This is a genomic window from Rhodococcus sp. BL-253-APC-6A1W, from assembly GCF_012843405.1.
GTDB lineage: Bacteria > Actinomycetota > Actinomycetes > Mycobacteriales > Mycobacteriaceae > Rhodococcus.
Genome location: NZ_JABAFB010000009.1, coordinates 57,411 through 84,027, shown reverse-complemented (window position 1 = coordinate 84,027; position 26,617 = coordinate 57,411). Strand labels below are relative to the sequence as shown.

Here is a 26,617-nt window from a genome sequence, read left to right as displayed (position 1 = left end):
GCACTCACCGTGCGGACGCTGCCCCCGGGCCGGTGACCGCGGAGCGCGACGAGGCATCAGCCGGCGACTGTGCCGCGATGCCGGGAACCGGGGTCTCCGTACCGCCGGGTTGCGCTCCGCGGATCGCCACGGTGGCGAGCGCCGCGACAAGTGCCGCGGCGCCACCGATCAGCATGCCCACGAGAAATCCGTTCTCTGTGGGAATCGTGTTGCCCGCGAACATGATGCTCATCTGTGCCAGGACGACTCCCGCGACCGCTGCGGACACCGTACTGCCCAGCGAACGCAGCAACGTGTTGACGCTGTTCGCGGACGAGACCTCCGTCAGCGGCACCGCTCCCATGAGCAGAGTCGGAATTGCACCGTAGGCCAGCCCGATTCCCGCAGCGATGCAACAGGTGATCACCAGCAGTCCCCAGGTCGATCCCATCATGAACAGCGACGAACCGTATGCCGCGGCCATCATCAGGCAACCGGTGCAGAGCGTCGTCCGGGGACCACGCGCGGTCGTGAGGCGTGCGCCCAGTGGTGAGATCACCATCATCAGCAGGCCGGCGGGCGCACACCAGAGTCCCATGACGATCATCGATTGCCCCAGGCCGTATCCCGTGGACTCGGGCAGCACCCGGATCTGAGGGACGAGCAAGGCCTGGAAGTACATCGAGAAGCCGATCAGGATGGTGACGATATTGGTCACGAGCACCCGGTTGCCCATCGCCACCCGGAGGTCCACCAGAGGACTGTCGGCTCGAAGCTCCCAACGGCCCCAGCCGAGAAGCACCACGATGGACACCGCGAGCAGCGTCAAGGTCAGTCCCGCGGTCCATCCCCAGTCACCGCCTTTGGACACCGCGAGCAACAGGCATACCAGTGCCACCGACAGACCGAACGCGCCGAATCCGTCGAACTTGCCCCTGTGCTCGTTCGCCGGTGTGTCCCGTACGACCCATGCGATGAGGATCGCCATCACCACGCTGAGGATTCCGACTCCCCAGAACAACATTCGCCAGCTCGTGGTCTGCGCGACGATTGCGGCGACCGGAAGTCCGAGTGCTCCGCCGATGCCCAGCGACGAACTCATCAGTGCGATCGCCGATCCCAGGCGCTCGGGAGGGACCAGCGAGCGCAGTGCGCTGATACCGAGCGGAACGATGCCGAATCCTGCGCCCTGCAGTGCGCGTCCGACGAGCATGGGTGCCAGGCTCGACGACATCGCACACAGGAACGACCCGAGGATCAGCGGCACCGTGCACAGCAGCAGGATCCGTCGTGCGCCGTACATGTCGCCCAGCCGGCCGGTCACGGGGGTGGCGACCGCTCCGGACAACAAGGTCACCGTGACGACCCAGGACGCATTCGCGGGACTTGTTCCGAGTAGTTCCGGCAAGTCGACGAGGAGCGGAATCACCAACGTGGACATCAGCGTGGTGACGATTCCGGCAAAGACCAGCACCCAGATGGTCGGACCGGTCCGGACGGCCGGCACTACGGCATTCACAGGCGCCCGGTGCTCCGGGAACCACCGTCACCCATCGGCGTTCACCAGTTCGGTGTCGCCCGTTTCAGTGTCGCCCCTTTCGGTGTCCCCCGTTTCGATCTCCACGGCTTCCGTCTCGGCCGGTTCGGACTCCACCGTCTCGAAAAGGTTCTTCCGTCCCGTGACCGACGGCAACGGGAAGTGGCACGCCGCAAACTGTCCCGGCCGTACCTCCCGCATCTCGGGTTCTTCCTCGGCGCAACGATCCTGGGCCTTCGGGCAGCGGGTCCTGAACCGGCATCCCGTCGGAGGCGCAAGGGGCGACGGTACGTCGCCCGCCAGAGCCGGCCCTGCAAACGCTTTCTCGGGATCGGTCAGGGGAACCGAATCGAGTAGGGCACGCGTGTACGGATGAGCGGGATCATCGTAGATCTCGATCGAATCACCGAATTCACACACCTTGCCGAGGTACATGACCATCACGTTGTCGCTGACGGTGCGTACCACCCCGAGATCGTGGGCGATGAACACCACCGTCAGAGCGAACTTCGTCTTCAGTTCCTCGATGAGGTTGAGGATCTGCGCTTGCACCGAAACGTCCAGGGCCGACACAGGTTCATCGCAAATGAGGAGCCTCGGCTCGAGCGCGAGCGCCCGCGCGATCGCCACGCGCTGCGCCTGTCCCCCGGACAACTGCCGTGGGAGCACGTTCGCGAATCGGTCGCCCGGGAGACCGACCTGCTCGAGAACCGACGCCGAGGCCTTCTCGCGTGACTCGGACGACGCGCCCGCAATGGTCATCCCCTCGACCACGATGTCCTTGACGGCGCGGCGGGGATTGAGCGAGGACACCGGGTCCTGGAAGATCATCTGCATATCCCGGCGGAGCGAACGCATGTGCTTTTCGCTCGCACCCTCGATCCACTCTTCTCCGAAGCGGATTCGCCCCGACGTCACCCTGTCGAGCCGGAGGACGGCGCGGCCGGTCGTCGACTTGCCGCATCCCGATTCGCCGACGATTCCCAGCGTCTCGCCGGCCAGTACGTCGAAGCTGATCTTCGACACCGCCTGTACGGTGCCGGCATCCGTCGGGTACTCCACCACGAGATCCTGAACACTGAGCAGGGCCTCTTCGCCCCGCAGATGAGCGGTACCACTACCCGCCATGCGATTCACCTCCGGATACAGCGCCGACCGCCGGAACGACGGGACGCAGACATGCGACCTCATGGTCGATACCGACCGATTCGAGATCGATCGGCGCGACGGTGCACTCGTCCGCAACATGGGTGCAGCGCGGCGCGAATCGGCACCCCTGAGGCGGATCGGTGGGATCGGGTAGCGACCCCTCGATCAGGCGCAGCGGTGCGTGCCGCTCGTGATCGATCGTCGGTGTCGCCCCCAGGAGCGCGTGGGTGTAGCGATGCATCGGCGCATCGAACACCTCTCGGGTGGATCCCACCTCCGCGAGCCGTCCCGCGTACATCACCGCCACGCGGTCCGTGCGACCGGCGACGACGGCGAGGTCGTGGCTGATGAGCATCATCGACATGTCCCGGTCGCGTTGGACGCGGCGGAGCAGGTCCAGGATCTGCCGTTGCACGGTGACGTCGAGGGCGGTGGTCGGCTCGTCCGCGATGAGCAGATCCGGTTCACATGCCAGCGCGATCGCGAGCATCACGCGCTGGCGCATACCGCCGGACATCTCGTGGGGATAGTTGCCCAGCCGTCGTTCGGGGTCCGGAACGCCTACTTCTTCGAGAAGCTTCAACGCTCGGGTCCGCGCTTCGGACCGGCTCACCCCGAGATGCCGCCGCATCCCCTCGGTGAGCTGACGCTCGACCTTGACCACCGGGTTGAGCGAACGCCCCGGGTCCTGGAAAACCATGGCGATCTGGTTTCCCCAGATCTCCAGCTTCTCCTTCTTCGTCAGGGACAGCAGGTCACGGCCCCTGAACGTCACGTGGCCGGATCGACCCGAACGCGGAGGCATGAGCCCCATGATCGCGCGGGCCATCACCGATTTGCCGGAGCCGGACTCGCCGACGATACCCAGCGCCTGTCCGGAATCCAGGTCGAGCGACACGTCGTCCACTGCACGGACGGTGCCACGCGGCGTACCGATGTAGGCACGTAGATTTCTCACTTCGAGAAGCGGCTGAGCATTCACGGCGAGCCGGCCCTTTCCTCGTGTCGGCTAGTTACTGATCCAGAACTCTTCGGGAAGAGGAGACCCGAGTGTGTAAATCTGTGCGCCGTGCAGGTTCTTGCCGAAGGTCACCGACGGCAACGCCCGGACGTACCAGAGACCCACCACGGTGTCGGCGATGATCTGCTGTGCCTCGTCGTACGCCGCTTTGCGCTCCTCGGCGGTCTGGCCGAACCGGCCCCGCTCGAGCGCGGCGTCGAGTTCCGGATTGTTCACGCCCATGAAGTTGCCGCTCGACTGCGAGTCGAACGCCATGGTCAGCGCGTAATCCGGATCCTGGGTGATCGTGGACGAGACGAGCATGTCGAAGTCGCGGGCACCCGCACGTGCTGTCACCGCGGGGAAATCGGCCACCTCGACCTTCATCTCCACATTCTGGAATGCACTGAGCTGAGCCTGGATTGCCTCACCCAGCACGCGACTCTCGCTTGTCGGGTAGGACAGGAAGGTGAACGACACCGGCTTGCCCTCCGCGGCGAGCTCATCGAAGAGACGCTGTGCCTCGGCGGCATCCGTCGTGCTCAAGGGGATATCGGCGTAGTACGGGGAATCCTCGGGGAACAAGGTCTTCGGCACTTCGCCCTCACCGTTGTAGACCACGGTGTTCACGGCGTCGAGATCGACAGCGAGCGACACGGCACGTCGTGCCCGGGCGTCGTCGAACGGTGCGCGGCGTTGATTCATACCGGCGAACTGGCCACCACCGGTCGACGCGACCAGGTACTGCAGGCCGGCGGCCTCGGCCTTGTTGATATTGGTCCAGCTCGTCTCCGTGGTGAGGTCGGCCCCACCGGTGGTCATCGCGTTGGAACGCTGGTTGGCGTCGGCCACGGTGCGAATCACAAGCTTGTCGAGATAGGGCTTCGGCGCGTCCCAGTACCCGGCGTTCTTCTCGAGCTCGATCGAGTCCTGACGCGTCCAGCTCACGAGCGTGAAAGGTCCGGCTCCGACGGGATTCTCGTCGAATGCCGCAGCACCCTTCTCGAGTGCGGCCGGGGATGCGATCCAGTTGAGTGCGCCGGCAACGAGCGCCTGGCCGAACTGGGGGTTCGGCTCGACCATCGTCACACGCATCGTCGTCGGGTCGACCACCTCGGTCGATTCGATCTGCACAGCCTGCCGGATCGTTGTGGATCCCAGTGCGGGGTCCTTGAGCCGGTCCCAATTGAACTTCACGGCCGCGGCGTCGAGCGGGCTACCGTCGCTGAACGCGAGGTCGGGCCGCAACGCCAGCGTGAAGGTCTTTCCGCCGTCGGCAGTCGAGAAGTCGGTCGCCATCTTGTACTCGAGTTCGAGCGTGTCGTTGGCCGTGACCATCAATGTGCCGTAGAGGGCATTGCCGAGAGTGGGCTGGTGGGCCCAGGTGTTGGACAGCGCCGCGGGGTCGAGCGAGCGTGGTTCACCCATCTGCAGGATGCGACCGGTACCACCGGCTACGGGGTCGCCCGCGTCCACGGTGCTCTGGGCGGCGTTGGAAGCGGAAGCGGAATCGCCGCTCCCACATGCCCCCAGCACCAGTGCGGCAGAGCATGCGGCCGCGAACGCGGCCACCAGACGTCTGTGTCGTATCATTCTCGACCTCTCATGTGGAAAATGTTCGAATACAACCGGTTCGAGGCCAACTCAGTCGTGCAGCGTCCGGTCGTACTTGGTGCGGAGGTGGTCGCCTACCTGATTGAGAGCGAACACCGTGAAGAAGATGACGAGGGCAGGCACGAAGACGAGGTGCGGGGACGTCGCGATGGCGTCCTTGCCGTCGTTGATCATGCCGCCCCAACTGGGCTGGGGTGGTGGAATGCCCAGCCCGAGGAAGCTCAGAGAACCCTCGGCGACGATCAGGGCAGCGATCACGATCGGCATGTACGACGCCAGCGGGGCGAGAACGTTCGGCATGATCTCTCGAAAGAGAATGCGCCCGTTCCCCGCACCCATGTTCTTTGCCGCTCTGACGAATTCGCGTGAGGACCACGCCAGGGTGTTGGCCCGGGACAACCGGATGAACGACGGAATCGCCAGCAAGCCGAGCCCGAAGAGCATCGTCTGGACGCTCGGAGTCAGGATCGACGCCAGGGCGAGAAGCAGGATGAGCGGCGGAAACGCGAGCATGGCGTCGGCGACGAGCGAGATCACGGCGTCGACACGCTTGCCGAAGTATCCCGCGATCATCCCGAACAGCGAGCCGACGACGAAGCCGACGGTGCCGGCGACGGCACCGATCACGAGCGACACCTGGGCGCCGTAGACGACACGCGAGAGCAGGGACCGTCCGAGCGTGTCGGTTCCGAGGAGCGTGTCCAGCGAACCGAAGCCGGGTGGCGTGCGGGGCGGACCGATCGGGATGTTGTACGGAGCGAGGGGCAGGAGTCCGGCGAAGACCGCCGCACCGATGATGATCACCAGCCACGCGATCGACAGGTACACCAGAATCGACCGGGTCTTCTTGACCGCGGGTACATCCGGAAGTTTCGTGGCTACCTCGTCGACGGGGCGCCCGTCGTCCTTCTTCTCCAACGCGACCTGGGTCATGCTCCGACCACCTTCCTGACCCGCGGGTCGATCACTTGGTAGCTGAGATCGACAAGGGTGTTGATTCCCACGTAGACGACCGCGATGAACACCACGATGCCCTGGACCATGATCACGTCACGCGACGTGATGGACGACGCAACGAGTTGCCCCAGACCCGGGAGCCCGAACAATGTTTCGACGATGACCGTGCCTCCGATGAGGCGGCCGAGGTTGATGCCCGCGACGGTGATCAGCGAGAAGGACGAGGGGCGCAGCGCGTGCCGGAACATCACGTACCAGGACGGCATTCCCTTGGCCCGGGCCGCGGCGACGAAATCCTCACGCAGCGTGCCGATGAGATCGGTGCGGAGCAGACGGTGGAATGCCGCGATCTCCGTGAGCGCGATCGCCAGCGCCGGCAGCAGAGCGCCACGCAGGTTCTCACCGAGTCCTTCCTCGATCCGGGACCATCCCATCACCGGGAAGATGTTGAGCTGAATCGCGAGGAAGTAGATCAGTACCGGGCCGGCGATGAAGGCCGGCACCGACAGGAAGACCGCCGACAGCGCGTTCATCCCGCGGTCCACCTTGCTACCCGGGCGCGACGCCGAAACCACGCCCATGACGAGCGCGACGAGGAGAGCGATGATCAAGCCCATAGCGGCGAGTTGCAGCGTCACCGGAAGTCGCTCACCGATGGCCTCGCTGACCGATTGCCCTGTCAGCGGCGATGTTCCGAGATCACCGCGCACCGCATCGGCGAGCCATCCCGTGTACTGCGCCCAGAACGGCTGGTCGAGGCCGAGCTTGGCGTCCATCGCGGCGACAGCCTCGGGTGTTGCATTCTCGCCCAGGATGACCTGTGCGACAGATCCCGGAGCAAGACCGAGCAGTGCGACAACCGCGATCGTCACCAGAAGGACGACCAGCAGGCTGCGGCCCACTTTCTTCGAAATCGTGAGAATCATCCACACTCAACTTTCATCGTGCTGCCGGAGCCGTGGGACGCGGCGACACAGAACAAGACCCACCCGAGCACTCCATGTGATGACCCACACATTAAGTCTAGTTTGTGAGCACGGCAATACGGATTCACTAGAAAGGTGAATGGTGTGCAAAGAATACAGAACGGCAATCTTGCAGTGCTGCAACATATTCGGCCGACACACGTCGAAGCGAGACAGTCGTGCAACGTCGAACAGCCCACACCCACGTGGCGTGGGCGCGGGCTGTCCGGGTGGCAGAGATTATCGAGTTGCGGGCCCCTCCAGAATCGTCACGGCGGCAACCGCTGTCGGACCTCCGACATTGTGCGCAAGTCCGATTCGCGCTCCATCGACCTGATTGACGGCCTGTCCCCGTAGTTGCTCGAAGAGTTCGACACACTGCGCCACCCCCGACGCGCCGGGTGGGTGACCCTTCGTATTGAGACCCCCACTGGGGTTCACGGGAAGGGAACCGCCGATATCGGTGGCCCCGGACTCCAGCAACTTGAACGCTTCGAATTTCTCCGCGAAACCGAGATCCTCGTAACTGATGAGTTCGATGCCGGTGAAGTAGTCGTGGACCTCCGCGACGTCCACGTCCGCCGGACCGAGCCCGGCCGCGGCGAACGCCTGCTTCGCGGCACGCCGAGTCGCCGGCAGCGTGGTGAGATCCCCTTTGTGCTGGTGCATCACGGAGTCGAGGCCGAGTCCGGTACCGCGGATCCACACAGGACGGTCCGTGAAGCGATCGACCACGTCGTCCGCGACGAGGATGAGCGCGGCGGCACCGTCGCTCTGAGGCGCGCAGTCGTAGACCCCGAACGGCGTGACCGTGGTGTCCGCGGCGAGCACTTCTTCCACCGTCAGTTCGAATCGCCGGCAGGCCTTCGGATTGGTCATTCCGTTGCGATGGTTCTTCACCGCCACCATCGCCATGTGCTCACGGGTGGCAGGGGACTCGTACAGGTAGCGCCGGACGTGGAGTGCGAAGCCCGCTTGGGCGAGACCGAGGGGGTAGTCCCACGCCATGTCCCGGGTCATCGCCTCCCATTCCCACAACATGCCCTTCGACGCCGTCTCCCGGATCTTGTCGGCACCCATGACGAGGGCGATGTCGTACGCCCCCGAGGCGATCCCGAACATCGCGTTGCGGATCGTGTCGTGCCCGGTGGCACAGGAATTCTCGACGCGCGTGACCGGCAGTTCCGGCAACCCGAGCGTGTCCGCCAGGATGCCGGACGGAAATCCGTCCGTGGTGCCCATCGAGCCGAACCACGCGGCCTGCAGGTCGGACTTGTCGATCCCCTTGTCGACGCTCGCGGCGCATTCGGAGTACGCCATCGGGAGCAGATCCCGCATACCCAGCGCAAAGTGCTCGGCGAACGGGGTCATTCCTGCGCCGACGATTGCGACGTTTCTCATGCCGCCTCCTCCGCATCCGTACCGACATCGTCGGGCTCGAACGCATAGCCGTAATCCGGGACGCCCGACCGCACAGCGACCCGGCGCAACACCAGCCTGCCGCGGTCACCGATGTCGGCCGTGCCGGCTTCGGCTCCGGTAACCCGCACCAGCGCGCGGACTCCGACGTCGTCGAGTTCGACGACGACCAGCGAATAGGGCGTACTCAGGCCCGGAACCGGGATGTGCACGGTGACCTCGGTGTACACCGTCCCGGTCCGGGGAAGATCGACGAGTAGATACCCGGTGTTCAGCGTTCCGTCGGCGTCGACGCGGTAGCGGGGCGGAAAGTCGAGAGTCTCACTGTCCGCGAAACGACCTGCCTCCCAGCGGACTTTCGCCTCGAATGCTCGTTCGTACGCGGCCAGGGAGATCGGAATCTCCCCTTCGGCGGTACTGATGGAGGCCGGTCTCGGCCGAGGCGGCCGTTCCCGCCGGTTCACCTGTACCGCCCCGTCGGCGACCGTCAGCCCCGACAGGCTTGCCTGCTCCACGCCGACCAGTGGCCCGGTGATGCCGGCTTCGGCCATGGCCGCGAGGGCGAACAGACCCGAACTCGCCCCTGTGGTGGGCAGGTCCAGCCTCCGCGTCGCCGCGAGACGGCCGGTTTCCGACGACGTCACCCCGGCCACGATCGCGGGGGACTCCACCCACGCCGTCGACAGCGAGGCGAGGTAGCCGCGCTTCGCGAGCAGCCGCGGATCGCCGTAGTCGTGGATGTCGCCGGACGCACTCCGTGTCCGCACCGGCAGGCTGCGCGAGACCCGTGCAGCCGTGCGAACCTGCAGACCGCGATCGGACGTCAGTACCGCTGCGGCCCCGGCAGGTTCGATATCGACGCCGATCACGAGCGTGCGGGGGCGAGCCGATCCCAGAGCGTCGAGTGCGGCCGGTGCGCCACCGAGACGCTCGGTCACCTCGAGCTCGGGGTCGAGTCCGAGCCCCGCGAGCAGGACCGCCGCATTGCTGCTCTCCATCAGCGGCAGGTCCCGGCTCACGACGACCACGTACTCGGCGGATCCGCCCGCTTCGAGTGCGGCACGACCGGCCTCGACGGCGAGGGTGACGGCATCCTCGTCGTCACCGGCGACCCTGCTGTCCGACGATCCCCAGCAGGGCAGATACGTTCCGATCGAAGCGATGTAGGGCATGATCCCTCCTTGCGAACTAGGTGACTGCGCCCGCGGTCTTGAGTTCGATGATGCGTTCCCAGTCCAGCCCGAGTTCGAGGAGAATCTCCTCGGTCTGGGCAGCGAACTCGGGCGCCGGGCCACTTTCGGGAGCGGCGACGTCGAACTGCACGGGATTGGATACGAGTTCGAGTTCCCCTGCCTTGATGAGGTACTCGTTCGCCCGGACCTGGGGGTCGCTCACCACCTGGAGCGAGTCCTGGATCGGCGCCCACGGCCCCGACAGGGTGCCGAAACGCTGAGTCCATTCGCTGAGCGGCTTGCTGCCGATGACCTCACGGAGGATCGCGACCGCCTCGGCGGTGTTCTCACCGATCGCCTCCGCATTCGCGAAGCGCGGATCGTCGATCAGGTCCGGCCGGTCGATGTGCCGGCACACGTCGGCCCAGAAGCGACCGGGCTGGAGCATCACGAACGACACGTACCGGCCGTCGGCCGTCCCGTACACACCGGACAACGGGTTACGCGGCGATCCGTGCCCGCCGGCCTTCGGCGCCTCCATGTGCACGCCGAGGTGCGCCGACAGCGCGATCGTGTGGCCCATGGCCCACACGCCGCTGCTCAGGAGCGAGACGTCGACCACGGACGGCTCACCCGTTCGTTCACGCTTGAACAGCGCTGCGGCGATCCCACCGGCGAGGTTGGTGCCGGAGATGGTGTCGCCGAACGCGGGTCCGGGAGGAGCGATCATCCCTTCCGTTCCGGCCGGGGTGAGGGTCGCGGCGACACCGGCGCGGGCCCAGAAGGCCGTCATGTCGTAGCCACCCTTGTCGGATTCGATACCGCGAGGCCCGAGTGCGCTGCCGCGCGCGTAGACGATCTTCGGGTTCACCGCACGGATGTCGTCGACATCGATGCTCAGCTTGGTACGTACCCTCGGCAGGAAACTCGTGAGGAAGACGTCGGCGCCGCGTACGAGGTCGAGCAGCACTTCGCGGCCTTCGGGAATCGAGATGTCCAGTCCGAGACTGCGCTTGCCTCGATTGGCGTGCTCGACGTTCGGGTTCGGGTCGCCCTCGACGCGCATGGTGCCGGTCTGACGGAGGCCGCGCTGCGGGTCGCCGGTGACCGCATGCTCGATCTTGATGACGTCGGCGCCCCATTCGGCGAGCACCGCGCCCGCCGAGGGGACGAAGCCGTACATCGCGACCTCGACGACACGCACTCCTTCGAGCGGCCTCACTTGACCACCACCGAGAATGCCTTCAGCTGCTGGAACTCGGCCAGGCCCGCGGCGCCCATCTCGCGACCGATACCGGACTGCTTGTAACCGCCGAACGGGACGTCGGGGCTGAAGTAGTTGCCGCCGTTGACACTGAAGGTGCCGGTCCGGATGCGACGCCCGATGGCGATGCCTCGCTCGTCGTCCGCGCTGAGCACGCCACCCGAGAGCCCGTACTTGGAGTTGTTGGCGATCTCGACGGCGTGGTCGTCGTCGTCGAACGGGATGACGGCCAGGACCGGTCCGAAGACCTCTTCCTGCGCGATCTCGCTGTCGGGGTCCACGTTTGCGAGCAGGGTCGGCTTGTAGAACCAGCCCGGATCCACCTTCTCGCCGCCGGTGACGAGGGTCGCGCCCTCGTCGACGGCGCGCTTGACCATGGCGTCGATCTTTTCGCGCTGCTTCTCGCTGATGACCGGGCCCATGTAGATCTTCGGGTCCGACGGATCACCGAACGGCACGTGCTGCATGACACCGGCGACGTGCGCGACGATCTCGTCGTGCTTCGACCGCGGCACGAGCAGGCGAGTGGTGAGGGCACAGCCCTGGCCCGCGTGCGAGCAGATGCTGAAGGCCGCGAACTGGGCGGCGGTGGCGACGTCCGCGTCGTCGAGCACGATGAGTGCCGATTTGCCGCCGAGTTCGAGGAAGACCCGCTTGAGGGAGTCGGCTGCCGCCGCCATGATCTTCTTGCCGACCGGCGTCGAGCCGGTGAAGGTGACCACGTCGACGTCCGGGTGGGTGGTCATCAGTTCGCCGGGAGCGATCTGCGACGACGACAGGATGTTCACCACGCCCGCGGGGATGTCGGTGTGGTTGGCGATGACCTCGGCGAGTGCCTGCGTGACGAGCGGGGTGTCCGGTGCGCCCTTGAGCACCACCGTGCAGCCTGCGGCGAGCGCGGCCGGCAGCTTCGCCATCGCCAGCTGTGTCGGGTAGTTGTAGGCGACGATCGCCGCGACGACGCCGGCGGCTTCCTTCTCGACCCAGCGACGGTGGGGCTGTCCGCGGAACTCGACCTCACCGAGTTCTTCCGTGAACGGTGTGTTCCGGAGGAGTTCGGCGTAGTACTTGACGATCTCGATCGGGGCATCGAGCTGGTTGCCGTGGGTCAGGATGCGCGGCGCACCCACCTCCGCGATGGTCAGCTCGCGCAGCTCCTCGACGTTGTCGCGCAGGGCTTGGTAGAGCTGGTCGAGGCACTTGGCGCGGAATTCGACGTCGGTCGACCACGTGGTCGTGTCGAACGCACGACGTGCCGCCTTGATCGCGGCTTCCGCTTCCTCCACCCCGGCGTCGGGAGCGTGGCCGACGATGTCGCCGGTCGCAGGGTTGTAGGACGCGAACGTGCGATCGGTGGTGACCAGCTCGCCGTCGATGAGCAGGCGCTTCGTCACACCGTTCGAGGTTGCGCCGTCGGCCACAGCGGTCGACCCGTTGTCCTGCACTGACATTCCGTCTCCTCACATGGATGAAAACATCATTCTCTTCAATGAGAATTATTCACTCTGTTAGGGAGAACTCTAGCAACCGGCCAGCCGCGAAGATAGACCGAAAGTGATTTGCGCCACGAGCCCCAACTCGGATTCGCCGTCGTGGCGGCGTTCGTCCGGGTCTTGCGACCTGCAATTGCGCGAGAGTATGGTTCTCGCATCCGGAAGGGAGATTCTTGTGATTCAGACTACAGCCCTCAGTCCGTCGTTGGGCGTAGAAGTGACCGGCTTGGACAGCCTCGACGACGACACCGTCGTTGCGCAGCTGCTCGAAGCACTCAAGTGGAGGGGCGTCCTGCTGGTCCGGGGGCTGAACCTCGACGACGACGCCCAGCTGGCCTTCAGCCGCAAGCTCGGCAAGGTCGTGACACCGGCACCGGGACAGGAGATCTTCACCGTCTCGCTGGACCCGGCCAAGACTCCGTCGGCCGAGTACCTCAAGGGCACGTTCCACTGGCACATCGACGACACCACCAACGAGGTGCCCGCCAAAGCCACCACCCTCACGGCCCGGCACGTGGCGATGGTCGGCGGTGGCACCGAATTCGCCAGCACGTACGCGGCCTACGAGAATCTCCCCGAGCAGGAGAAGAAGCGCTACGAGGGGTTGCGCGTCGTGCACAGCTTCGAAGCCGCTCAGCGTCTCGTCCATCCGGACCCGCCGGAAGAGATGGTCGCCCGGTGGCGCGCACTGAAACCCCACGAGTCCTCACTCGTGTGGGAACGTCGCGACGGCCGGCGGTCGCTGGTCATCGGAGCCACCGCCGATCACATCGTCGGGATGCGCCCCGAAGAAAGCCGCGAACTCCTCGACGAACTGCTCGCGTGGACGACGCAGGAACGCTTCTGCTATTCGCACGAATGGGCCGTCGGTGACCTCGTGGTGTGGGACAACACCGGAATGCTGCACCGCGCCCTTCCCTACGATCCGTCGTCCGAGCGCCTGATGCGCCGCACCACCATCGTCGGGGACGAGGCATGGGCATGAGGACAGCCGTCGTCACCGGAGGCAGTTCCGGAATCGGGCGCGCCATCGCCGAACGCTTGCGCAAGGACGGCCATCGGGTCGCCGTACTCGATCTCAACCCCACCGGGGACGAGTTCGAGTACAAGGTCGACGTGTCCGACCGTGAGCAGGTCGAGGCCGCGTTCGCCGAGATCCGCGCGGAACTCGGACCCGTCACGATCCTCGTCAACGGCGCGGGACTCGAGCTGTACAAGCGCTTTCAGAACATCGACTACGACACCTGGCAGAAGGTCGTCGCGGTGAATCTCGGAGGCGTGTTCCACTGCGTCCAGGCCGCGTTGCCCGACATGATCGAGGCCGGATGGGGACGCATCGTCAACATCTCGTCGTCGAGCGCGCAGTCGGGCCAGCAGTTCATGTCCGCCTACGTCTCGTCCAAGGCAGCGGTCAACGGCCTCACGAAATCCCTCGCGCTCGAATACGGGCCCAGCGGCATCACCGTCAATGCCGTACCGCCGGGCTTCGTGGACACTCCGATGCTGCGCCGCTCCGAGGAGAAGGGGCTGCTCGGCGGAACCATCGAAGACCACATCCAGCGCACACCGGTCCGGCGGGCAGGACGCCCCGAGGACATCGCCGCCGCATGTTCCTTCCTGATCTCGGAAGAGGCCGGCTACATCACCGGGCAGATCCTCGGGGTCAACGGCGGACGCAACACCTAGAACACCCACTCCGGCCCCTCGAGGTGCCGGTTCCGCTCGGCCGGAATCCTCCCGGCCGATACCCCTCCGAAAGGATTCTCCCGTGGGACGTGTTGAAGGCAAGGTCGCGTTTATCACCGGCGCAGCTCGTGGTCAAGGCCGTAGTCACGCAGTCAAACTCGCATCCGAAGGCGCCGACATCATCGCTGTCGACATCTGCCGGAACATCGATTCGATGGGGTACGCCATGGCGACCCCGGAAGATCTCGAAGAGACCGTCCGGCTCGTCGAGAAGGAAGGCCGGCGCATCGTCGCCGTCCAGGCCGACGTGCGTGAGGCCGCGCAGGTGAAAGCCGCCCTGGAGCAGGGGCTGGCCGAGTTCGGCAAGGTCGACATCGTCGTCGCGCAGGCCGGTGTCGCCGGTATGAAGGGCGAGCCGCAGACCCAGGCGTGGGCCGATGTCGTCGACACCAACCTGGTCGGCACGCTCAACGCGATCCACGCCGCGCTTCCGCATCTCGCCGAGGGCGGCTCGGTCATCGCCACCGGTTCCACTGCCGCCCTGATGGACGTGTCCAAGGTCGACGTACCGGGCAAGGACCTCGGCGGCGTCGCCTACGTCTTCTCCAAGCGTGCCATCGCCCAACTGGTTCACGAACTGGCGACCCATCTGGCACCCCGCAAGATCCGCGTCAACGCGCTGCATCCCACGAACTGCAACACCGAGATGCTGCAGAGCGAGCCCATGTACCGGTCGTTCCGCCCGGACCTCGAGCACCCGACCCGCGCGGACGCCGAGCCTGTGTTCGGTGTCCAGCAGGCCATGCCGATTCCGTACATCGAGCCCGAGGACTCCAGCAACATGGTGCTCTTCCTCGCGTCCGACGAGTCGCGCTACGTCACGGGCATGCAGATGCGCGTCGACGGTGGCGGGTACCTGAAGTGGTACGACTTCCACATCTGACCGTCACAGTGCGCGGGACTTTCCCCGGTCGTCGTGGGAATATCCGGGCGCCAACCAATTTCAGCCGCAACCGGGAGGAAATATCGTGAAGGTGAAGGTCGATCCCGAGCGCTGCCAAGGGCACACCCTGTGCGCCATGGCGGCACCGGAGGTATTCGAACTGAGCGAAATCGACGGTCACGCCACAGCCGTCGTCGAGGAAGTGCCCGCCCACCTCGAGGAGAACGTGCGGGAAGCCGCGCGGTCGTGCCCCGAGCAGGCCATCCAGATCTCCTGACCATCAACGTTTCGAACAGTCCGTCCATCGAAGCGTCAGAGAGGAAACCATGAGTGTCGACGACGTCGTTGCCGACAATTCCCACCGGACCCCGGTCTTCAATTTCGACCGGCACGCCGCCGACTACCGCGAGAACTTCCTGCCGATCACGGAGGAAATGCAGTCGAAGTGCCCCATGGCATGGTCGGACACCCACGGAGGCCACTGGGTCGCCGCGGGTAGCGACGAGGTGTTCAACATCGTCCGTTCACCCAATGTCTCGAACGACCACGACATCAAGGGCGTTCGTCGCGGGTACAAGGGCATCATGATCCCGACCGCCGAGCGCGCCTCCGGCGTGCGCGGCGGAATTCTCGAAATGGACGACCCGGAGCACCGCGAATTCCGGGCACTCCTCAACCCGTATCTCTCCCCTGCTGCGATCCAGAAGTGGATCCCGATCATCGACGAGGTCGTGCAGGCCGCCCTCGACGAGAAGATCGAGAGCGGCCGAATCGATTTCGTCGACGACCTCGCGAACGTCGTGCCGGCCGTCATCACGCTGGCGATGCTCGGCATCCCGATCAAGAAGTGGGAGGTCTACTGCGAGCCGGTCCACGCGGCCATCTACACCCCGCCGGATTCCCCCGACATCGCACGCATCGGTGAGCTTCACCGCAACATGGGTATCGACCTGCTCACCAACCTGTTCGAGATCCGGGAGAAGCCTCGCCCGGGCCTGATCAACGCGATCGCCGACGTCGAGGTGCTCGGCGAGAAGCCCGACGACATGGAGTTGCTGGGCATCCTCAGCCTGCTCATCGGCGGCGGCTTCGACACCACCACCGCGCTGACCGCGCACGCACTCGAATGGCTCGGGGAGAACCCCACCGAGCGCACGCGTCTCAGCGACGAACGCGACGCCCTGCTCGACAGCGCCACCGAGGAGTTCCTGCGCTACTTCTCTCCGACGCCCGGTGACGGACGCACCTTCTCTGCGGACTGCGAGTTCAGCGGCGCGCAGGTCAAGGAAGGCGAACGTGTCTGGCTGTCGTGGGCGATGGCCAACCGCGATCCGGCCCTGTTCGACGAGCCCAACTCGGTGGACATCGAGCGTAAGGGCAACCGGCACTTCAGTTTCGGACTGGGTGTGCACCGCTGCATCGGGTCGAACCTGGCACGGACGGTGTTCAAGCGGATGTTGATCGCCGTGTTCGATCGCATGCCGGATTACACATGCGATGCGGAGAACACGGTTCACTACGACTCGATCGGAGTCATCCAGGGCATGCGGCATCTGCCCGCAACGTTCACGCCGGGCAAGCGGATCGGCCCCGGCCTCGACGCGACCCTGGAAAAGTTGCAGGTCCTGATCGATGAACAGGAACTCGCAGCACCCATCACGGCAAAGAAGTAAGGATGCTCGGGTAAGTGGCTGACACAGCGGTGGTCGATCAGGAATCAGGGAACGCAGGGACACAGGACACGCCGGCGAAAGCCTCCGGACGTCCCCTCCCCCAGCTGACCCTGGAAAACAAGTTCTTCTGGAAATCAGGCGCGGACGGCCTGCTGCGGATACAGGAATGCGAGTCGTGCTCGGCTCTCATCCATCCTCCTCAGCCGATCTGCCGCTACTGCCGGGGGAAACAGATGGGGGTGCGCGTCGTCTCGGGTTACGCCACCCTCATCGGATTCACGGTCAACCACCGCTTCGGTCTGCCCGGGCTCCCTACGCCGTTCGTCATCGCGCAGGTCGCACTCGAGGAAGACCCCCGGGTGCGGCTCACGACCAACACGGTGGAATGCGATGCCGAGCAACTCGAGCTCGGCATGCGCATGGAAGTCGTGTTCGAAGCCGACGGCGACGTCTGGCTTCCGTTCTTCCGCCCGGTAGCGGAGCAGGGTCCCCCTGCTCCCCTGCCGACGGACGAGATCGAACCGGACCAGATCCGGTTCCACATCCGTCCCCCTGTCACTCAGGACAAGTTCGAGGACAAAGTCGCCATCAGCGGCGTCGGCATGTCCGACATCGGACGCCGCATGATGGTCAATCCGATCGCCCTCACCATCGAGGCCTGTGAGCGCGCCGTGGCCGACGCCGGCCTGACGATGGACGACATCGACGGCCTGTCGACCTACCCGGGTGCCGGCCCCCTGGTCGGGTTCGGCGAAGGCGGCATCGGCGCGCTCGAGTCCGCGCTCGGCCTGCGCCCCACCTGGTTCAACGGTGGGCTCGAAACCCCCGGTCCCAGCGGCTCGGTGATCGCCGCGATGCTCGCCGTGGCGAGTGGGCTCGCACGCCACGTGCTCTGCTACCGGACACTGTGGGAGTCGACCTACAGCCAAATGATGCGCTCGGGCGACATCACCCCGTCCGGTGGACGCACCACGAGCTGGATGATGCCCTTCGGTGCCAGCTCCGCGGCACACACACTCGCCCAGAACGCCCAGCGGCATTTCCATCGCTACGGGACGACGCGCGAGACCCTCGGCTGGATCGCGTTGAACCAGCGGGCGAACGCAGCACTCAACCCGACCGCGATCTACCGCGACCCGATGGCCATGGACGACTACCTGTCCGCACGCCCGGTCACCACGCCGTTCGGGCTCTACGACTGCGACGTCCCGTGCGACGGTGCCGTCGCGGTCATCGTCTCCGCGGCCGAAACGACACGCGATCTCGCCCGTCCCGCCATCCGCGTCGAAGCGGTCGGGACCCAAATCGTCGAGCGCATCGAGTGGGACCAGAGCACCCTCACGCACGAACCGCAGGTCCTCGGGCCCGCAGCGCACCTGTGGACACGCACCTCGCTCCGTCCGGAGGACGTCGACGTCGCCCAGTTGTACGACGGCTTCAGCTTCAACGCCCTGTCCTGGATCGAAGCACTGGGCTTCTGCGGGATCGGCGAAGCGAAGGACTTCCTCGACGGAGGAAAGAACATCGCGCGCGACGGCATCCTCCCGCTCAACACGCACGGCGGCCAGCTCTCGCACGGCCGCACCCACGGCATGGGCCTCGTCCACGAAGCGGTCACACAGTTGCGCGGCGAAGCGGGCGACCGCCAGGTTCGCGATGCGCGTGTCGCCGTCGTCAGCAGCGGCGGGCTCACCCCGGGCAGCGCGATGCTGCTCCGGAGCGAGTCGTGATGGCCGCTCACCCCCGCACCTCACCGATCGAGGAGGCCCGCGTCGACGGCGCGGGAGGCGTCTCACCCGTCTCTCGCGTCGTCGATGTCGAGGGCATCCCGATGTCCGGCCTCCTGATCGAGGCGGATGCACCCCGTGCCGTGATCGTCGCGCTGCACGGTGGTGCCGCCCGGTCCGTGTACTGGGATTGCCCCGACCATCCGGAACTGTCGCTGATGAGAGAGGCGGTGGCGCAGGGATTCACCGTGCTGGCGCTCGACCGTCCGGGTTACGGGTCTTCCCGCCCGCATCACGAGGGCATGTCCGAACCCGCTCGCCGGGTGGAGCTTGCGTTTGCGGCGATCGACGCTTTCCTCGGCTCGGGATCGCGCGGTGCCGGTGTGTTCCTCTGGGGACATTCCGTCGGCAGCGAGTTGACGATGCGGATGGCAGTCGACGATCGCAACGGCGACATCCTCGGCCTCGAACTGTCGGGCACCGGACGCGAGCATCACGCGCTCGCGGCCGACATCTTCGGCACCAAGGATCGGTACGCGAACGCCCGCGGCGTCGGCGAACTGCTCTGGACCCCGGCCGATCTCTACCCGGCCGACATCATCGGCGGCGCGAAGATCGCGTCGTCCACCCCGGCGTACGAGGGCGTCGTGACGGCGTCCTGGCCCCAGGAGAACTTCCCTGCACTCGCCGCAGAGGTCCGGGTACCGGTGCACTTCACCGCGGCCGAGTACGAAAAGGTCTGGCGCAACGACCCGTCCGCTCTCGACGACGTTGCGGCGATGTTCACGGAGGCACCCCGCGTGCAGGTGCAGGTAGAGCCGTCGGGTGGGCACAACCTGAGCATCGGTTACGCCGCGCCCGCCTACCACCGTCGCGTGATCTCGTTCCTCGAGGAGTGCATCGAGGGCCGCACCCGGCCGGCGGATTTCAGGTCATGACCACCACGAACGGTAAGGAGGTTCGGTGATGCGTGTCGGATTCATCGGGCTCGGAAGTCAGGGCGGGCCGATGGCCCGCCGTATCGTCGAAGCAGGCTTCGAGACCACACTGTGGGCTCGCCGGCCCGCGTCCCTCGAACCGTACGCCGACACTGCCGCCACCTACGCCGAGTCACCGGCGAAGCTCGCGGCGGTGAGCGACCTGGTGTGCCTGTGCGTGGTCGGTGACGACGACGTCCGGCAGATCGTCGCCGGGGAGAACGGGCTCCTCGAAGGACTCCGTGAAGGCGCCGTGATCGCGATCCACAGCACGATCCACCCGGATACCTGCAGGGAACTCGCCGAGATCGCCGGCACACGCGGTGTTTCGGTCGTCGACGCGCCGGTCAGTGGCGGCGGAATGGGCGCGGCCGCAGGCACTTTGCTCGTCATGGTCGGAGGCGATGCCGAGACCGTCGAGAAGTGCCGTCCGGTGTTCTCGACCTACGGCAACCCTGTCGTGCATCTCGGCGATGTGGGAGCGGGCCAGGTCACCAAGCTCCTCAACAACCTGTTGTTCACCGCGAACCTGTCCGCCGCGGCAAGCACCCTCGAACTCGGTGCGGCCCTCGGGATCGATTCGGCGCGCCTGGGTGAGGTCGTCGCGAACGGCACCGCGAACAGCTTCGCCCTCGGACGCGTGGTGTCGGCCGGCGGGACACTCGACCGTATCGCGCAGCACGCGGGTGAACTTCTGCGCAAGGATGTGCGGCACATCGCGGAGATCGCCGACACAGCCGGCGTCACCCCCGGCGCCGCGCTGACCGCAGCCGACGCCACCCTCGAGATGATGGAGTATCCGCGGTGACCACAGTGCATTTCGTCGGCGCGGGCCGCATGGGCCTGCCCATGGTGGGGCGTCTCGTCTCGAACGGCCACGACGTGCGGGCTCTGGCGCGCAACGAGGAGACCCGATCGGCTCTCGAGTCGGCCGGGGCCCGGCCGGTGGCGGACATCTCCGACATCGGCGACGGCGCCGACATCGTCGCGGTCTGCGTCTTCACCGACGCCCAAGTCCGGCAGGTATGTCTCGACGACGGAGTGCTCGCTCGTATGCCACAGGGCTCGACCCTGATCGTCCACACGACGATCAGCCCTCGTTCCATCGAGACGTTGACCGCCGAGGCGGCCCCGTACGGGGTATCGGTCGTCGACGCTGCGGTCAGCGGTGGACCGCACGACATCGCGGCGGGTGCGCTGACCTTGTTCGTCGGTGGCCCGGACGAGGCCGTCTCTGCCGTGACGCCGGTGCTGAAGAGTTATGGTGACCCGGTCATCCACGTCGGACCCAGCGGCAGTGGCCAGCGGGTCAAGCTGGTCAACAATGCCTTGTTCGCGGCGGAGATCGGCCTGATGGCGGAGGCGGCAGAACTCGGCCGCCGGCTCGGCCTCGACGAGAAATCGCTCTTCGAGGCACTTCCGCACGCGAGTTCGTCGTGCAAAGTCATGGGCAACATCGCGATGCGCGGTTCCGTCGCGGAGTTCCGCAGCGCTGTCGGCGAGTTCCTGTCGAAAGACATTGCCGTCGTGCGTGCGACCGTCGCCGAACTCGGAGCCGACCTGGGCGTGCTCGATACCGCGATCGACGCGCGTACGTAAGTTGCGGCCCGGACGCCGGGGCGACGCACTCGGTGCGTAGCCCCGGCGTCCGTCTTCCGTTCAGAACACGTGAGATTCGCGATCCACCCAGTACCCGTCGCGCAGTCGGCGCTTGTACAACTTGCCGTTGGGGTCGCGTGGAAGCTCCGTGACGAAGTCCACCGTGCGAGGGCATTTGAAGGAAGCCAGCTCGTTACGGCAGAAGTCGATGAGCTCGGACTCGAGTTCCGGGCTTGCCGACGCCGGATCTGCCAACTGGACCACGGCTTTGACGGCTTCTCCCATTTCGTCGTCCGGAACGCCGATCACGGCGGCGTCGACCACCGCGGGGTGACCGACGAGGAGGTTCTCGGTCTCCTGCGGATAGATGTTCACTCCTCCCGAGATGATCATGAATGCCTGGCGATCGGTGAGATAGAGGTAGCCCTCGGCGTCGAGATATCCCATGTCGCCCAATGTCCGCCACCCCTGCTCGTTGGTGATGGACGCGGTTTTCTCGGGATCGTTGTGGTACTCGAACGCTCGACCGCCCGCGAAATACACCACGCCTACCTCCCCCGGGGGAAGCTCTCGACCGTCGTCGCCCACGATGTGGCACTCCTGCATCGGCCGGCCCACCGAACCGGGATGCGACAGCCACTCTTCGGGAGAGATCGCGGACGCGCCCACATCCTCTGTACCCGAGTAGTACTCGTGGATAATCGGTCCCCACCAGTGCATCATCTGCTGCTTGACGGCGACGGGGCAGGGGGCAGCACCGTGGACGACCTCCCGCAGGCTCGACGTGTCATACCGAGCGCGGATGTCGTCGGGCAGTTTGAGCAACCGCACGAACATGGTGGGGACGAACTGCGCGTCGGTGACCCGGTACTTCTCGATCAACTCGAGACACGTGCGCGCGTCGAAGTTCTCCATCACGACGACAGTGCCGCCGAGCCGATGCCAGGACATCGAGAAGACCAGTGGCGACGCATGATACAGCGGAGCGGGCGAGAGATAGACGACGTCCTGACGCGGACCGTGGCGCAGAAGACCACGGGCGATGAGAACGGGTGCGCACGAGGGATCACCGAGTGGCGTGCCCGGCCACGGTTTGCGCACGCCCTTCGGAAAGCCCGTGGTGCCACCCGAGTACAGCATCTCCCGGCCCTCGATTTCGGCCTCGAGGGGTTCGGCCGACTCGCTGCGAAGCACGTCGCCGTAGTGTTCGAATCCCGGGATCGACCCGCTCGCCGACACGAGCACCCGAATGGCACCGAGGTCGAGATTCTCGATCACCTCGGCCATTCCCTCGCTGCTGACGAGGGCGACCGCACCGCAGTCGCTCAGCACGTGCTGGACCTCACCGGCCCTGAAATGCCGGTTGATCGCCGTGTAGTACAGGCCTGATCTTTGTGCTGCCCAGCAGATCTCGAGGAACGGGCGGTTGTTCTCCATGAGGATCGCGATGTGGTCGCCGGGGCGCAGTCCCCGGGATCGGAGTGCTCGCGCGAACCGGATCGAACGCTCCTCGAGTTGCGCGTAGGTCACGGTCTCTCCGCTGGACGCCATGACGATCGCGGGCCGGTCCGGGTGGGCGCGCGCGTGGGTGCTCGGTATCAACAGTTCCTGGGTTTCGGTCACGGACTCTCGCCTTCTTCGTCGACCGCCGGCCCCCGCCGACGAAACGGAAACATTGTTCTCACACACTAGAACTTTGTTCTTGCTCTAGGTAGGTTCGGATTCACGGGTTTCCGGTTTTCTGGACCGACGCGAAAAGCAGGGATGTTCATATGGACGGATTGAAAGACAAAGTCGTACTGATCGCGGGTGCCGCAACCGGACTCGGCGCCGACTCCGCGCATCGCCTCGCCAGGGAAGGCGCCCGGGTCGTCGTCGGCGACATCGATGCGGAGGGAGCCGAGCGCACCGCCGCCTCCATCCGCGCAACAGGCGGTGAGGCGACCGCGGCGCAGTTCGACATCTCCGACGACGATTCCGTGCGGGCCCTCGTAGCGTCGACGGTGGACGGTTACGGCGGACTCGACGCGGTCCACATCAACGCCGGCGACATGTCCGCCGTCACCAAGGATTCCGACGTGGTGAGCATCGACCTCGACGTGTGGGACCGCACGGTCGCCGTCAATCTACGCGGCCACATGCTCGTCACGCGGCACACCGTTCCCCTGCTGCTCGAACGCGGAGGCGGTGCCATCGTCTACACCTCGTCGATCGCCTCGTTCACCGGTGATCCGCAACGGCCCGCATACTCTGCGACGAAGGCGGGGATCAACGCTCTCGCACGCCATGTCGCGTCGCGGTGGGGACGCGAAGGCATCCGCGCCAACGCGGTGACACCGGGCCTGATCCTGACCGACGAGATCCGGGAAGGCGCGCCGCCCGACCTGCTCGCCGGAATGCTCGCGCGCACGCGCAGCACCCGCCTCGGGGAAGCTGCCGATGTGTCGAGCATGGTCGCGTATCTGATGTCCGACGACGGGTCCTGGATCAACGGGCAGGTCGTCAACGTGGACGGCGGAACCGTCCTGCGTTGACGACCTACTCCGTCTCCGTGGCGCGCTGGTTCTGCTCGGCCGCGGCGTCTCCCAGCGAAACGCCGTGTGCCTGTTCGAGGTAGCGCACCACCGCGGTCTGGTCTGCCCCCGGTTCGAGGGCGTCGACCGCGGCATTCCAGACTCGGCCGATGGCCTCTCCCAGCACCGGCTCGATCCCCTGGTCGTGCGCCAGGTCGAGCGCGATGCCGATGTCCTTGCGCATCAACGCGGCGGCGAATCCGGAATCGAAGGTCCGCGACAGCACGAACTTCTCGTACTTCGTCTCGGTGGCCTGATTGCGGCCGCTCCCCGCGTTGAGCACCGCGAGAAGGGTTTCCGGCGCGATGCCGAACTTCCTGCCCACGAGCAAGGCTTCGGCCGCGACGAGGACATTGTTCGCGGCCAGCAGGTTGTTGAGCGCCTTGGCCGCGTGTCCCGAACCGACCGCACCGACGTGGATGATCTCCTGTCCGGTCTCCTGCAACAACGGGCGGACCCTGTCGACAACAGCGGTGTCACCACCGACCATCACGGCGAGGGCCGCCTGTTCGGCCTTCGCCACCCCGCCGCTGACCGGCGCGTCGACGACCGAAATCCCCTTCTCTCCGGCGATCCGGGCGAGGCGTTGTGTGCGCGTGGGCACGCTCGAGCCCATATCGATCAGCACGGCGCCCGGACGGAGATGCGCGAGCAGGCCGTCCTCACCCAGCACCACGGCGTCCACGATGTCGCTGGTCGGCAGGACCAGGATCACGGCATCACAGTCGGAGAAGTCGGCGAATCCCGCGGCACCGCTGACTCCGGAATGCTCGTCGACGAAACGCTGCTGAGAGTCGATGTCGGCATCGCGTACCACCAGTGGCCGGACGCTGCGCGCGAAGTTGCGCGCGATCGGGCGGCCCATAGCACCGAGACCGACGTGCCCCAGGCGGCGTACCGACGTCGCACTCATGCTGTCGCCTCCTCGGCGGAGGAGGTGCCGGACTCCGCTGCGTCGAGCGGTCCCAGTTGTTCCACGAGTGTCGCCTGGACGACCCGCATCGCGGCGAGTCCCGCCGGCGCGCCGACGTACGCGGTGGCGTGGAGTACCGCCTCGGATATCTCCCTGCGGGTCAGCCCGTTCCGGAGTCCCGCGCGCACATGGGTCGCAAGTTCGGTGTGCTGCCCGAGCGCGATGAGCAGTGACACCGTGACGAGGGACCGGTCGCGCCGTCCCAAGCCGTCGCGAGTCCACACACCGCCCCAGACGAACTCGCTGACGTAGCCCTGGAGGGCTTCCCCGTCCGTGCCCGCGTTGCGGGTCAGCGCCGCATCGACATACTCGTCGCCCAGCACATCCCTGCGTTCGGTGAGTCCGGCGTTGTAGACCGTCTCGTGTGCTGCGGCGACGCCGCTCCGCACGGTGGTGCCCTCTGGAGACATCGGTGATCCCTTCGTGGCCGGCGGCTTCAGAGCCGGGCCGAATCGAGTTTGACTGTGACGCATTTGACCTGGCCGTAGTGGTGGAGCGCTTCCACACCCTTTTCGCGGCCGTACCCGCTGTGCTTCCAGCCTCCGAACGGTGTCTGCACCGACCCGGTCGACCAGGTGTTGACGAAGACCTGGCCGGTGCGCAGGCGCCCGCTGACGGTGAGGGCACGCGAAATGTCCCTCGTCCATACGCCCGCGACCAACCCGTAGTCGGAGTCGTCGGCGATCGCGATCGCCTCGTCCGCCGTGTCGAACGGGATGACCACGACCACCGGACCGAAGATCTCCTCCCGGGCGATGCGCATCGCGTTGTCTACTCCGCTGTACACGGTGGGGTCGATGTAGAAGCCGCCGGACTCGGCGGCGAATGCCGACACCGTGCCGCCGGTTTCTACACGCGCACCTTCCGATTCGGCGATCTTGAAGTATTCCTGCACCTTCTCGAACTGGTCTCGAGTGATGAGGGGGCCCATGTCGTGGCCGACGCGGATGCGGGACACCGCGTCCACCAGTCGGGTCACCACCTCGTCGTGCACGTCGCGCTGCACGAGAAGGCGGGTTCCGGCCGAGCACACCTGCCCCGCATTCGCGGTGAAACCCTGCACCGCTCCCGCCACCGCCGCATCGATGTCGGCGTCGGCGAACACGATGTTCGCGGATTTGCCGCCCAGTTCGAGGGTGGCCGGGATGACCCGGTCGGCCGCGATACCGGCGATCACGCGTCCGGTGGGCACCGAACCGGTGAAGGCAACCTTGGCGACATCCGGATGATGGACGAGCGCCGCCCCGGCTTCGGCTCCCGTACCGAGCACCACGGTGAAGGCGCCCTCGGGGAAGCCCACTTCGGTGGCCAACTGCGCGAGCCGCACGCTGGAGGCGGAAGTGTTCTCGGAAGGCTTGACGACCACCGTGTTTCCCGCCGCCAGGGCGGGAGCGCACGCGCGTGCGGACTGGTTGAGGGGAAGGTTCCACGGGGTGATCACGCCGATCACACCGAACGGCTCACGAATGGTGAACACGTGCTGGTCGGGCGCCACATCCAGGGTTTCGCCCGCGGGCATGCCGACAAGCCCGCCGTAGAACTCGAAATAAGTCGCGGAATTCTCCACCTCCGCGAGCGCGACCTTCTCCGGCTTTCCGGTTTCGCTGATCTCGAGTGCCGCGAGGACCGATGCGTCGGCCCGCATCGCGCGGGCGAGATCGACGAGAAGCCGCCCACGAGAGAGCGCAGGAATGGCCAGCCATCGGGCGGTCGCCTTCACCGCGGCCCGCACGGCTGCGTCCACGTCGGCGGCATCACCTCGCGCGACCTGCCGTACGGTCCGGCCGGTCGCGGGATCGGTGACCGCGAGGTACTCACCGCCGGCGGGTGGTACTGCCGCGCCGCCGATCCAATGGTCGAGCGTCTCCATGATGTTGCCTTCCGGGAGTTGTCGAAGAACGCAGTCGTCTTCGAGTG

The 26,617-nt window shown here is 66.1% G+C and carries 24 protein-coding genes; 10 read left to right on the top strand and 14 right to left on the bottom strand.

All coding sequences use genetic code 11. From position 1 onward, the window contains the following. Window positions 1-4: 4 nt before the first annotated feature. The 10 genes from HF877_RS15365 to HF877_RS15320 all read right to left on the bottom strand — a co-directional run bounded on the left by HF877_RS15365 (window position 5) and on the right by HF877_RS15320 (window position 12,507). Window positions 5-1,498 carry an MFS transporter gene (locus tag HF877_RS15365; RefSeq protein ID WP_169622055.1) on the bottom strand — a complete coding sequence of 498 codons (1,494 nt, stop codon included), beginning with the start codon at window positions 1,496-1,498 and terminating at the stop codon, window positions 5-7. Between the two features lie 27 nt (window positions 1,499-1,525). Beyond that, window positions 1,526-2,644, bottom strand: a complete 1,119-nt coding sequence (locus HF877_RS15360) for an ABC transporter ATP-binding protein (RefSeq protein ID WP_169622054.1) — start codon at window positions 2,642-2,644, stop codon at window positions 1,526-1,528. Then, the gene (locus HF877_RS21655) at window positions 2,634-3,572 is read right to left on the bottom strand and encodes an ABC transporter ATP-binding protein (RefSeq protein ID WP_346765184.1); all 939 of its coding nucleotides are present in this window, start codon (window positions 3,570-3,572) and stop codon (window positions 2,634-2,636) included. Before HF877_RS21655 ends, HF877_RS15360 begins: the two co-directional genes overlap by 11 nt. A gap of 102 nt (window positions 3,573-3,674) precedes the next feature. Next, a complete protein-coding gene (locus HF877_RS15350) occupies window positions 3,675-5,258 on the bottom strand; it encodes an ABC transporter substrate-binding protein (protein WP_169622052.1) in 1,584 nt (527 codons plus the stop codon). A 51-nt stretch (window positions 5,259-5,309) separates the two neighbouring features. Further along, complete coding sequence (locus HF877_RS15345; RefSeq protein WP_169622051.1) at window positions 5,310-6,212, bottom strand: ABC transporter permease; 903 nt, start codon at window positions 6,210-6,212, stop codon at window positions 5,310-5,312. After that, complete coding sequence (locus HF877_RS15340; protein WP_169622050.1) at window positions 6,209-7,162, bottom strand: ABC transporter permease; 954 nt, start codon at window positions 7,160-7,162, stop codon at window positions 6,209-6,211. The genes HF877_RS15345 and HF877_RS15340 overlap by 4 nt, the downstream gene beginning before the upstream one ends. Window positions 7,163-7,441: 279 nt before the next feature. Then, entirely contained in the window at window positions 7,442-8,602 is a 1,161-nt protein-coding gene (locus HF877_RS15335; protein WP_169622049.1) for a thiolase family protein, read from the bottom strand. Continuing rightward, on the bottom strand, window positions 8,599-9,792 hold the full coding sequence (locus tag HF877_RS15330) for an OB-fold domain-containing protein (RefSeq protein ID WP_169622048.1): 1,194 nt from the start codon (window positions 9,790-9,792) through the stop codon (window positions 8,599-8,601). The genes HF877_RS15335 and HF877_RS15330 overlap by 4 nt, the downstream gene beginning before the upstream one ends. A gap of 16 nt (window positions 9,793-9,808) precedes the next feature. Continuing rightward, window positions 9,809-11,014: a CoA transferase gene (locus tag HF877_RS15325; RefSeq protein WP_169622047.1), complete on the bottom strand. Its 1,206-nt coding sequence runs from the start codon at window positions 11,012-11,014 to the stop codon at window positions 9,809-9,811. Next, on the bottom strand, window positions 11,011-12,507 hold the full coding sequence (locus HF877_RS15320; protein WP_169622046.1) for an aldehyde dehydrogenase family protein: 1,497 nt from the start codon (window positions 12,505-12,507) through the stop codon (window positions 11,011-11,013). Before HF877_RS15320 ends, HF877_RS15325 begins: the two co-directional genes overlap by 4 nt. 217 nt (window positions 12,508-12,724) lie before the next feature. On the opposite strand from HF877_RS15320, the gene HF877_RS15315 reads away from it, so the two are divergent. The 9 genes from HF877_RS15315 (at window position 12,725) to HF877_RS15275 (ending at window position 21,154) form a co-directional block, all read left to right on the top strand. Beyond that, window positions 12,725-13,534: a TauD/TfdA family dioxygenase gene (locus tag HF877_RS15315; protein WP_169622045.1), complete on the top strand. Its 810-nt coding sequence runs from the start codon at window positions 12,725-12,727 to the stop codon at window positions 13,532-13,534. Then, complete coding sequence (fabG, locus tag HF877_RS15310; RefSeq protein WP_169622191.1) at window positions 13,531-14,235, top strand: 3-oxoacyl-ACP reductase FabG; 705 nt, start codon at window positions 13,531-13,533, stop codon at window positions 14,233-14,235. Before HF877_RS15315 ends, fabG begins: the two co-directional genes overlap by 4 nt. An 82-nt stretch (window positions 14,236-14,317) precedes the next feature. Further along, window positions 14,318-15,178: a mycofactocin-coupled SDR family oxidoreductase gene (locus HF877_RS15305; RefSeq protein ID WP_169622044.1), complete on the top strand. Its 861-nt coding sequence runs from the start codon at window positions 14,318-14,320 to the stop codon at window positions 15,176-15,178. Window positions 15,179-15,263: 85 nt separating this feature from the next. Beyond that, window positions 15,264-15,455 carry a ferredoxin gene (locus tag HF877_RS15300; RefSeq protein ID WP_169622043.1) on the top strand — a complete coding sequence of 64 codons (192 nt, stop codon included), beginning with the start codon at window positions 15,264-15,266 and terminating at the stop codon, window positions 15,453-15,455. Between the two features lie 49 nt (window positions 15,456-15,504). After that, window positions 15,505-16,851, top strand: coding sequence for a cytochrome P450 (locus tag HF877_RS15295; RefSeq protein ID WP_169622042.1), 1,347 nt, complete (start codon window positions 15,505-15,507; stop codon window positions 16,849-16,851). Between the two features lie 29 nt (window positions 16,852-16,880). Then, window positions 16,881-18,581: an OB-fold domain-containing protein gene (locus HF877_RS15290; RefSeq protein ID WP_169622190.1), complete on the top strand. Its 1,701-nt coding sequence runs from the start codon at window positions 16,881-16,883 to the stop codon at window positions 18,579-18,581. After that, window positions 18,581-19,516 (top strand): alpha/beta hydrolase, encoded by a 936-nt coding sequence (locus HF877_RS15285; protein WP_169622041.1) that lies wholly within the window; start codon window positions 18,581-18,583, stop codon window positions 19,514-19,516. The genes HF877_RS15290 and HF877_RS15285 overlap by 1 nt, the downstream gene beginning before the upstream one ends. 28 nt (window positions 19,517-19,544) lie before the next feature. After that, the gene (locus HF877_RS15280) at window positions 19,545-20,363 is read left to right on the top strand and encodes an NAD(P)-dependent oxidoreductase (RefSeq protein WP_169622040.1); all 819 of its coding nucleotides are present in this window, start codon (window positions 19,545-19,547) and stop codon (window positions 20,361-20,363) included. Next, window positions 20,360-21,154, top strand: a complete 795-nt coding sequence (locus tag HF877_RS15275) for an NAD(P)-dependent oxidoreductase (protein ID WP_169622039.1) — start codon at window positions 20,360-20,362, stop codon at window positions 21,152-21,154. Before HF877_RS15280 ends, HF877_RS15275 begins: the two co-directional genes overlap by 4 nt. A gap of 60 nt (window positions 21,155-21,214) precedes the next feature. Here the strand turns inward: HF877_RS15275 and HF877_RS15270 are convergent, their stop codons facing one another. Beyond that, the gene (locus tag HF877_RS15270; protein ID WP_206037195.1) at window positions 21,215-22,756 is read right to left on the bottom strand and encodes an acyl-CoA synthetase; all 1,542 of its coding nucleotides are present in this window, start codon (window positions 22,754-22,756) and stop codon (window positions 21,215-21,217) included. 170 nt (window positions 22,757-22,926) lie between these two features. Between HF877_RS15270 and HF877_RS15265 the strand changes: the two genes are divergently transcribed. Further along, the gene (locus HF877_RS15265) at window positions 22,927-23,688 is read left to right on the top strand and encodes an SDR family NAD(P)-dependent oxidoreductase (protein WP_169622038.1); all 762 of its coding nucleotides are present in this window, start codon (window positions 22,927-22,929) and stop codon (window positions 23,686-23,688) included. Between the two features lie 4 nt (window positions 23,689-23,692). On the opposite strand, the gene HF877_RS15260 is transcribed toward HF877_RS15265, so the two are convergent. Genes HF877_RS15260 through HF877_RS15250 form a run of 3 tightly spaced genes read right to left on the bottom strand, consistent with a single transcriptional unit; the run spans window position 23,693 to window position 26,570 of the window. Then, window positions 23,693-24,640, bottom strand: a complete 948-nt coding sequence (locus HF877_RS15260) for an NAD(P)-dependent oxidoreductase (protein ID WP_169622037.1) — start codon at window positions 24,638-24,640, stop codon at window positions 23,693-23,695. Next, window positions 24,637-25,110 carry a carboxymuconolactone decarboxylase family protein gene (locus HF877_RS15255; RefSeq protein WP_169622036.1) on the bottom strand — a complete coding sequence of 158 codons (474 nt, stop codon included), beginning with the start codon at window positions 25,108-25,110 and terminating at the stop codon, window positions 24,637-24,639. The genes HF877_RS15260 and HF877_RS15255 overlap by 4 nt, the downstream gene beginning before the upstream one ends. Before the next feature lie 26 nt (window positions 25,111-25,136). Next, a complete protein-coding gene (locus HF877_RS15250) occupies window positions 25,137-26,570 on the bottom strand; it encodes an aldehyde dehydrogenase family protein (protein WP_169622035.1) in 1,434 nt (477 codons plus the stop codon). Window positions 26,571-26,617 lie beyond the last annotated feature (47 nt).

Excerpts from the sequence above, each read along its gene's own strand:
- HF877_RS15360 (WP_169622054.1), bottom strand. The coding sequence starts at position 2,644 with ATGGCGGGTAGTGGTACCGCTCATCTGCGGGGCGAAGAGGCCCTGCTC.
- HF877_RS15350 (WP_169622052.1), bottom strand. The coding sequence starts at position 5,258 with ATGATACGACACAGACGTCTGGTGGCCGCGTTCGCGGCCGCATGCTCT.
- HF877_RS15345 (WP_169622051.1), bottom strand. The coding sequence starts at position 6,212 with ATGACCCAGGTCGCGTTGGAGAAGAAGGACGACGGGCGCCCCGTCGAC.
- HF877_RS15340 (WP_169622050.1), bottom strand. The coding sequence starts at position 7,162 with ATGATTCTCACGATTTCGAAGAAAGTGGGCCGCAGCCTGCTGGTCGTC.
- HF877_RS15335 (WP_169622049.1), bottom strand. The coding sequence starts at position 8,602 with ATGAGAAACGTCGCAATCGTCGGCGCAGGAATGACCCCGTTCGCCGAG.
- HF877_RS15330 (WP_169622048.1), bottom strand. The coding sequence starts at position 9,792 with ATGCCCTACATCGCTTCGATCGGAACGTATCTGCCCTGCTGGGGATCG.
- HF877_RS15320 (WP_169622046.1), bottom strand. The coding sequence starts at position 12,507 with ATGTCAGTGCAGGACAACGGGTCGACCGCTGTGGCCGACGGCGCAACC.
- fabG (WP_169622191.1), top strand. The coding sequence starts at position 13,531 with ATGAGGACAGCCGTCGTCACCGGAGGCAGTTCCGGAATCGGGCGCGCC.
- HF877_RS15295 (WP_169622042.1), top strand. The coding sequence starts at position 15,505 with ATGAGTGTCGACGACGTCGTTGCCGACAATTCCCACCGGACCCCGGTC.
- HF877_RS15285 (WP_169622041.1), top strand. The coding sequence starts at position 18,581 with ATGGCCGCTCACCCCCGCACCTCACCGATCGAGGAGGCCCGCGTCGAC.
- HF877_RS15280 (WP_169622040.1), top strand. The coding sequence starts at position 19,545 with ATGCGTGTCGGATTCATCGGGCTCGGAAGTCAGGGCGGGCCGATGGCC.
- HF877_RS15265 (WP_169622038.1), top strand. The coding sequence starts at position 22,927 with ATGGACGGATTGAAAGACAAAGTCGTACTGATCGCGGGTGCCGCAACC.
- HF877_RS15260 (WP_169622037.1), bottom strand. The coding sequence starts at position 24,640 with ATGAGTGCGACGTCGGTACGCCGCCTGGGGCACGTCGGTCTCGGTGCT.
- HF877_RS15255 (WP_169622036.1), bottom strand. The coding sequence starts at position 25,110 with ATGTCTCCAGAGGGCACCACCGTGCGGAGCGGCGTCGCCGCAGCACAC.
- HF877_RS15250 (WP_169622035.1), bottom strand. The coding sequence starts at position 26,570 with ATGGAGACGCTCGACCATTGGATCGGCGGCGCGGCAGTACCACCCGCC.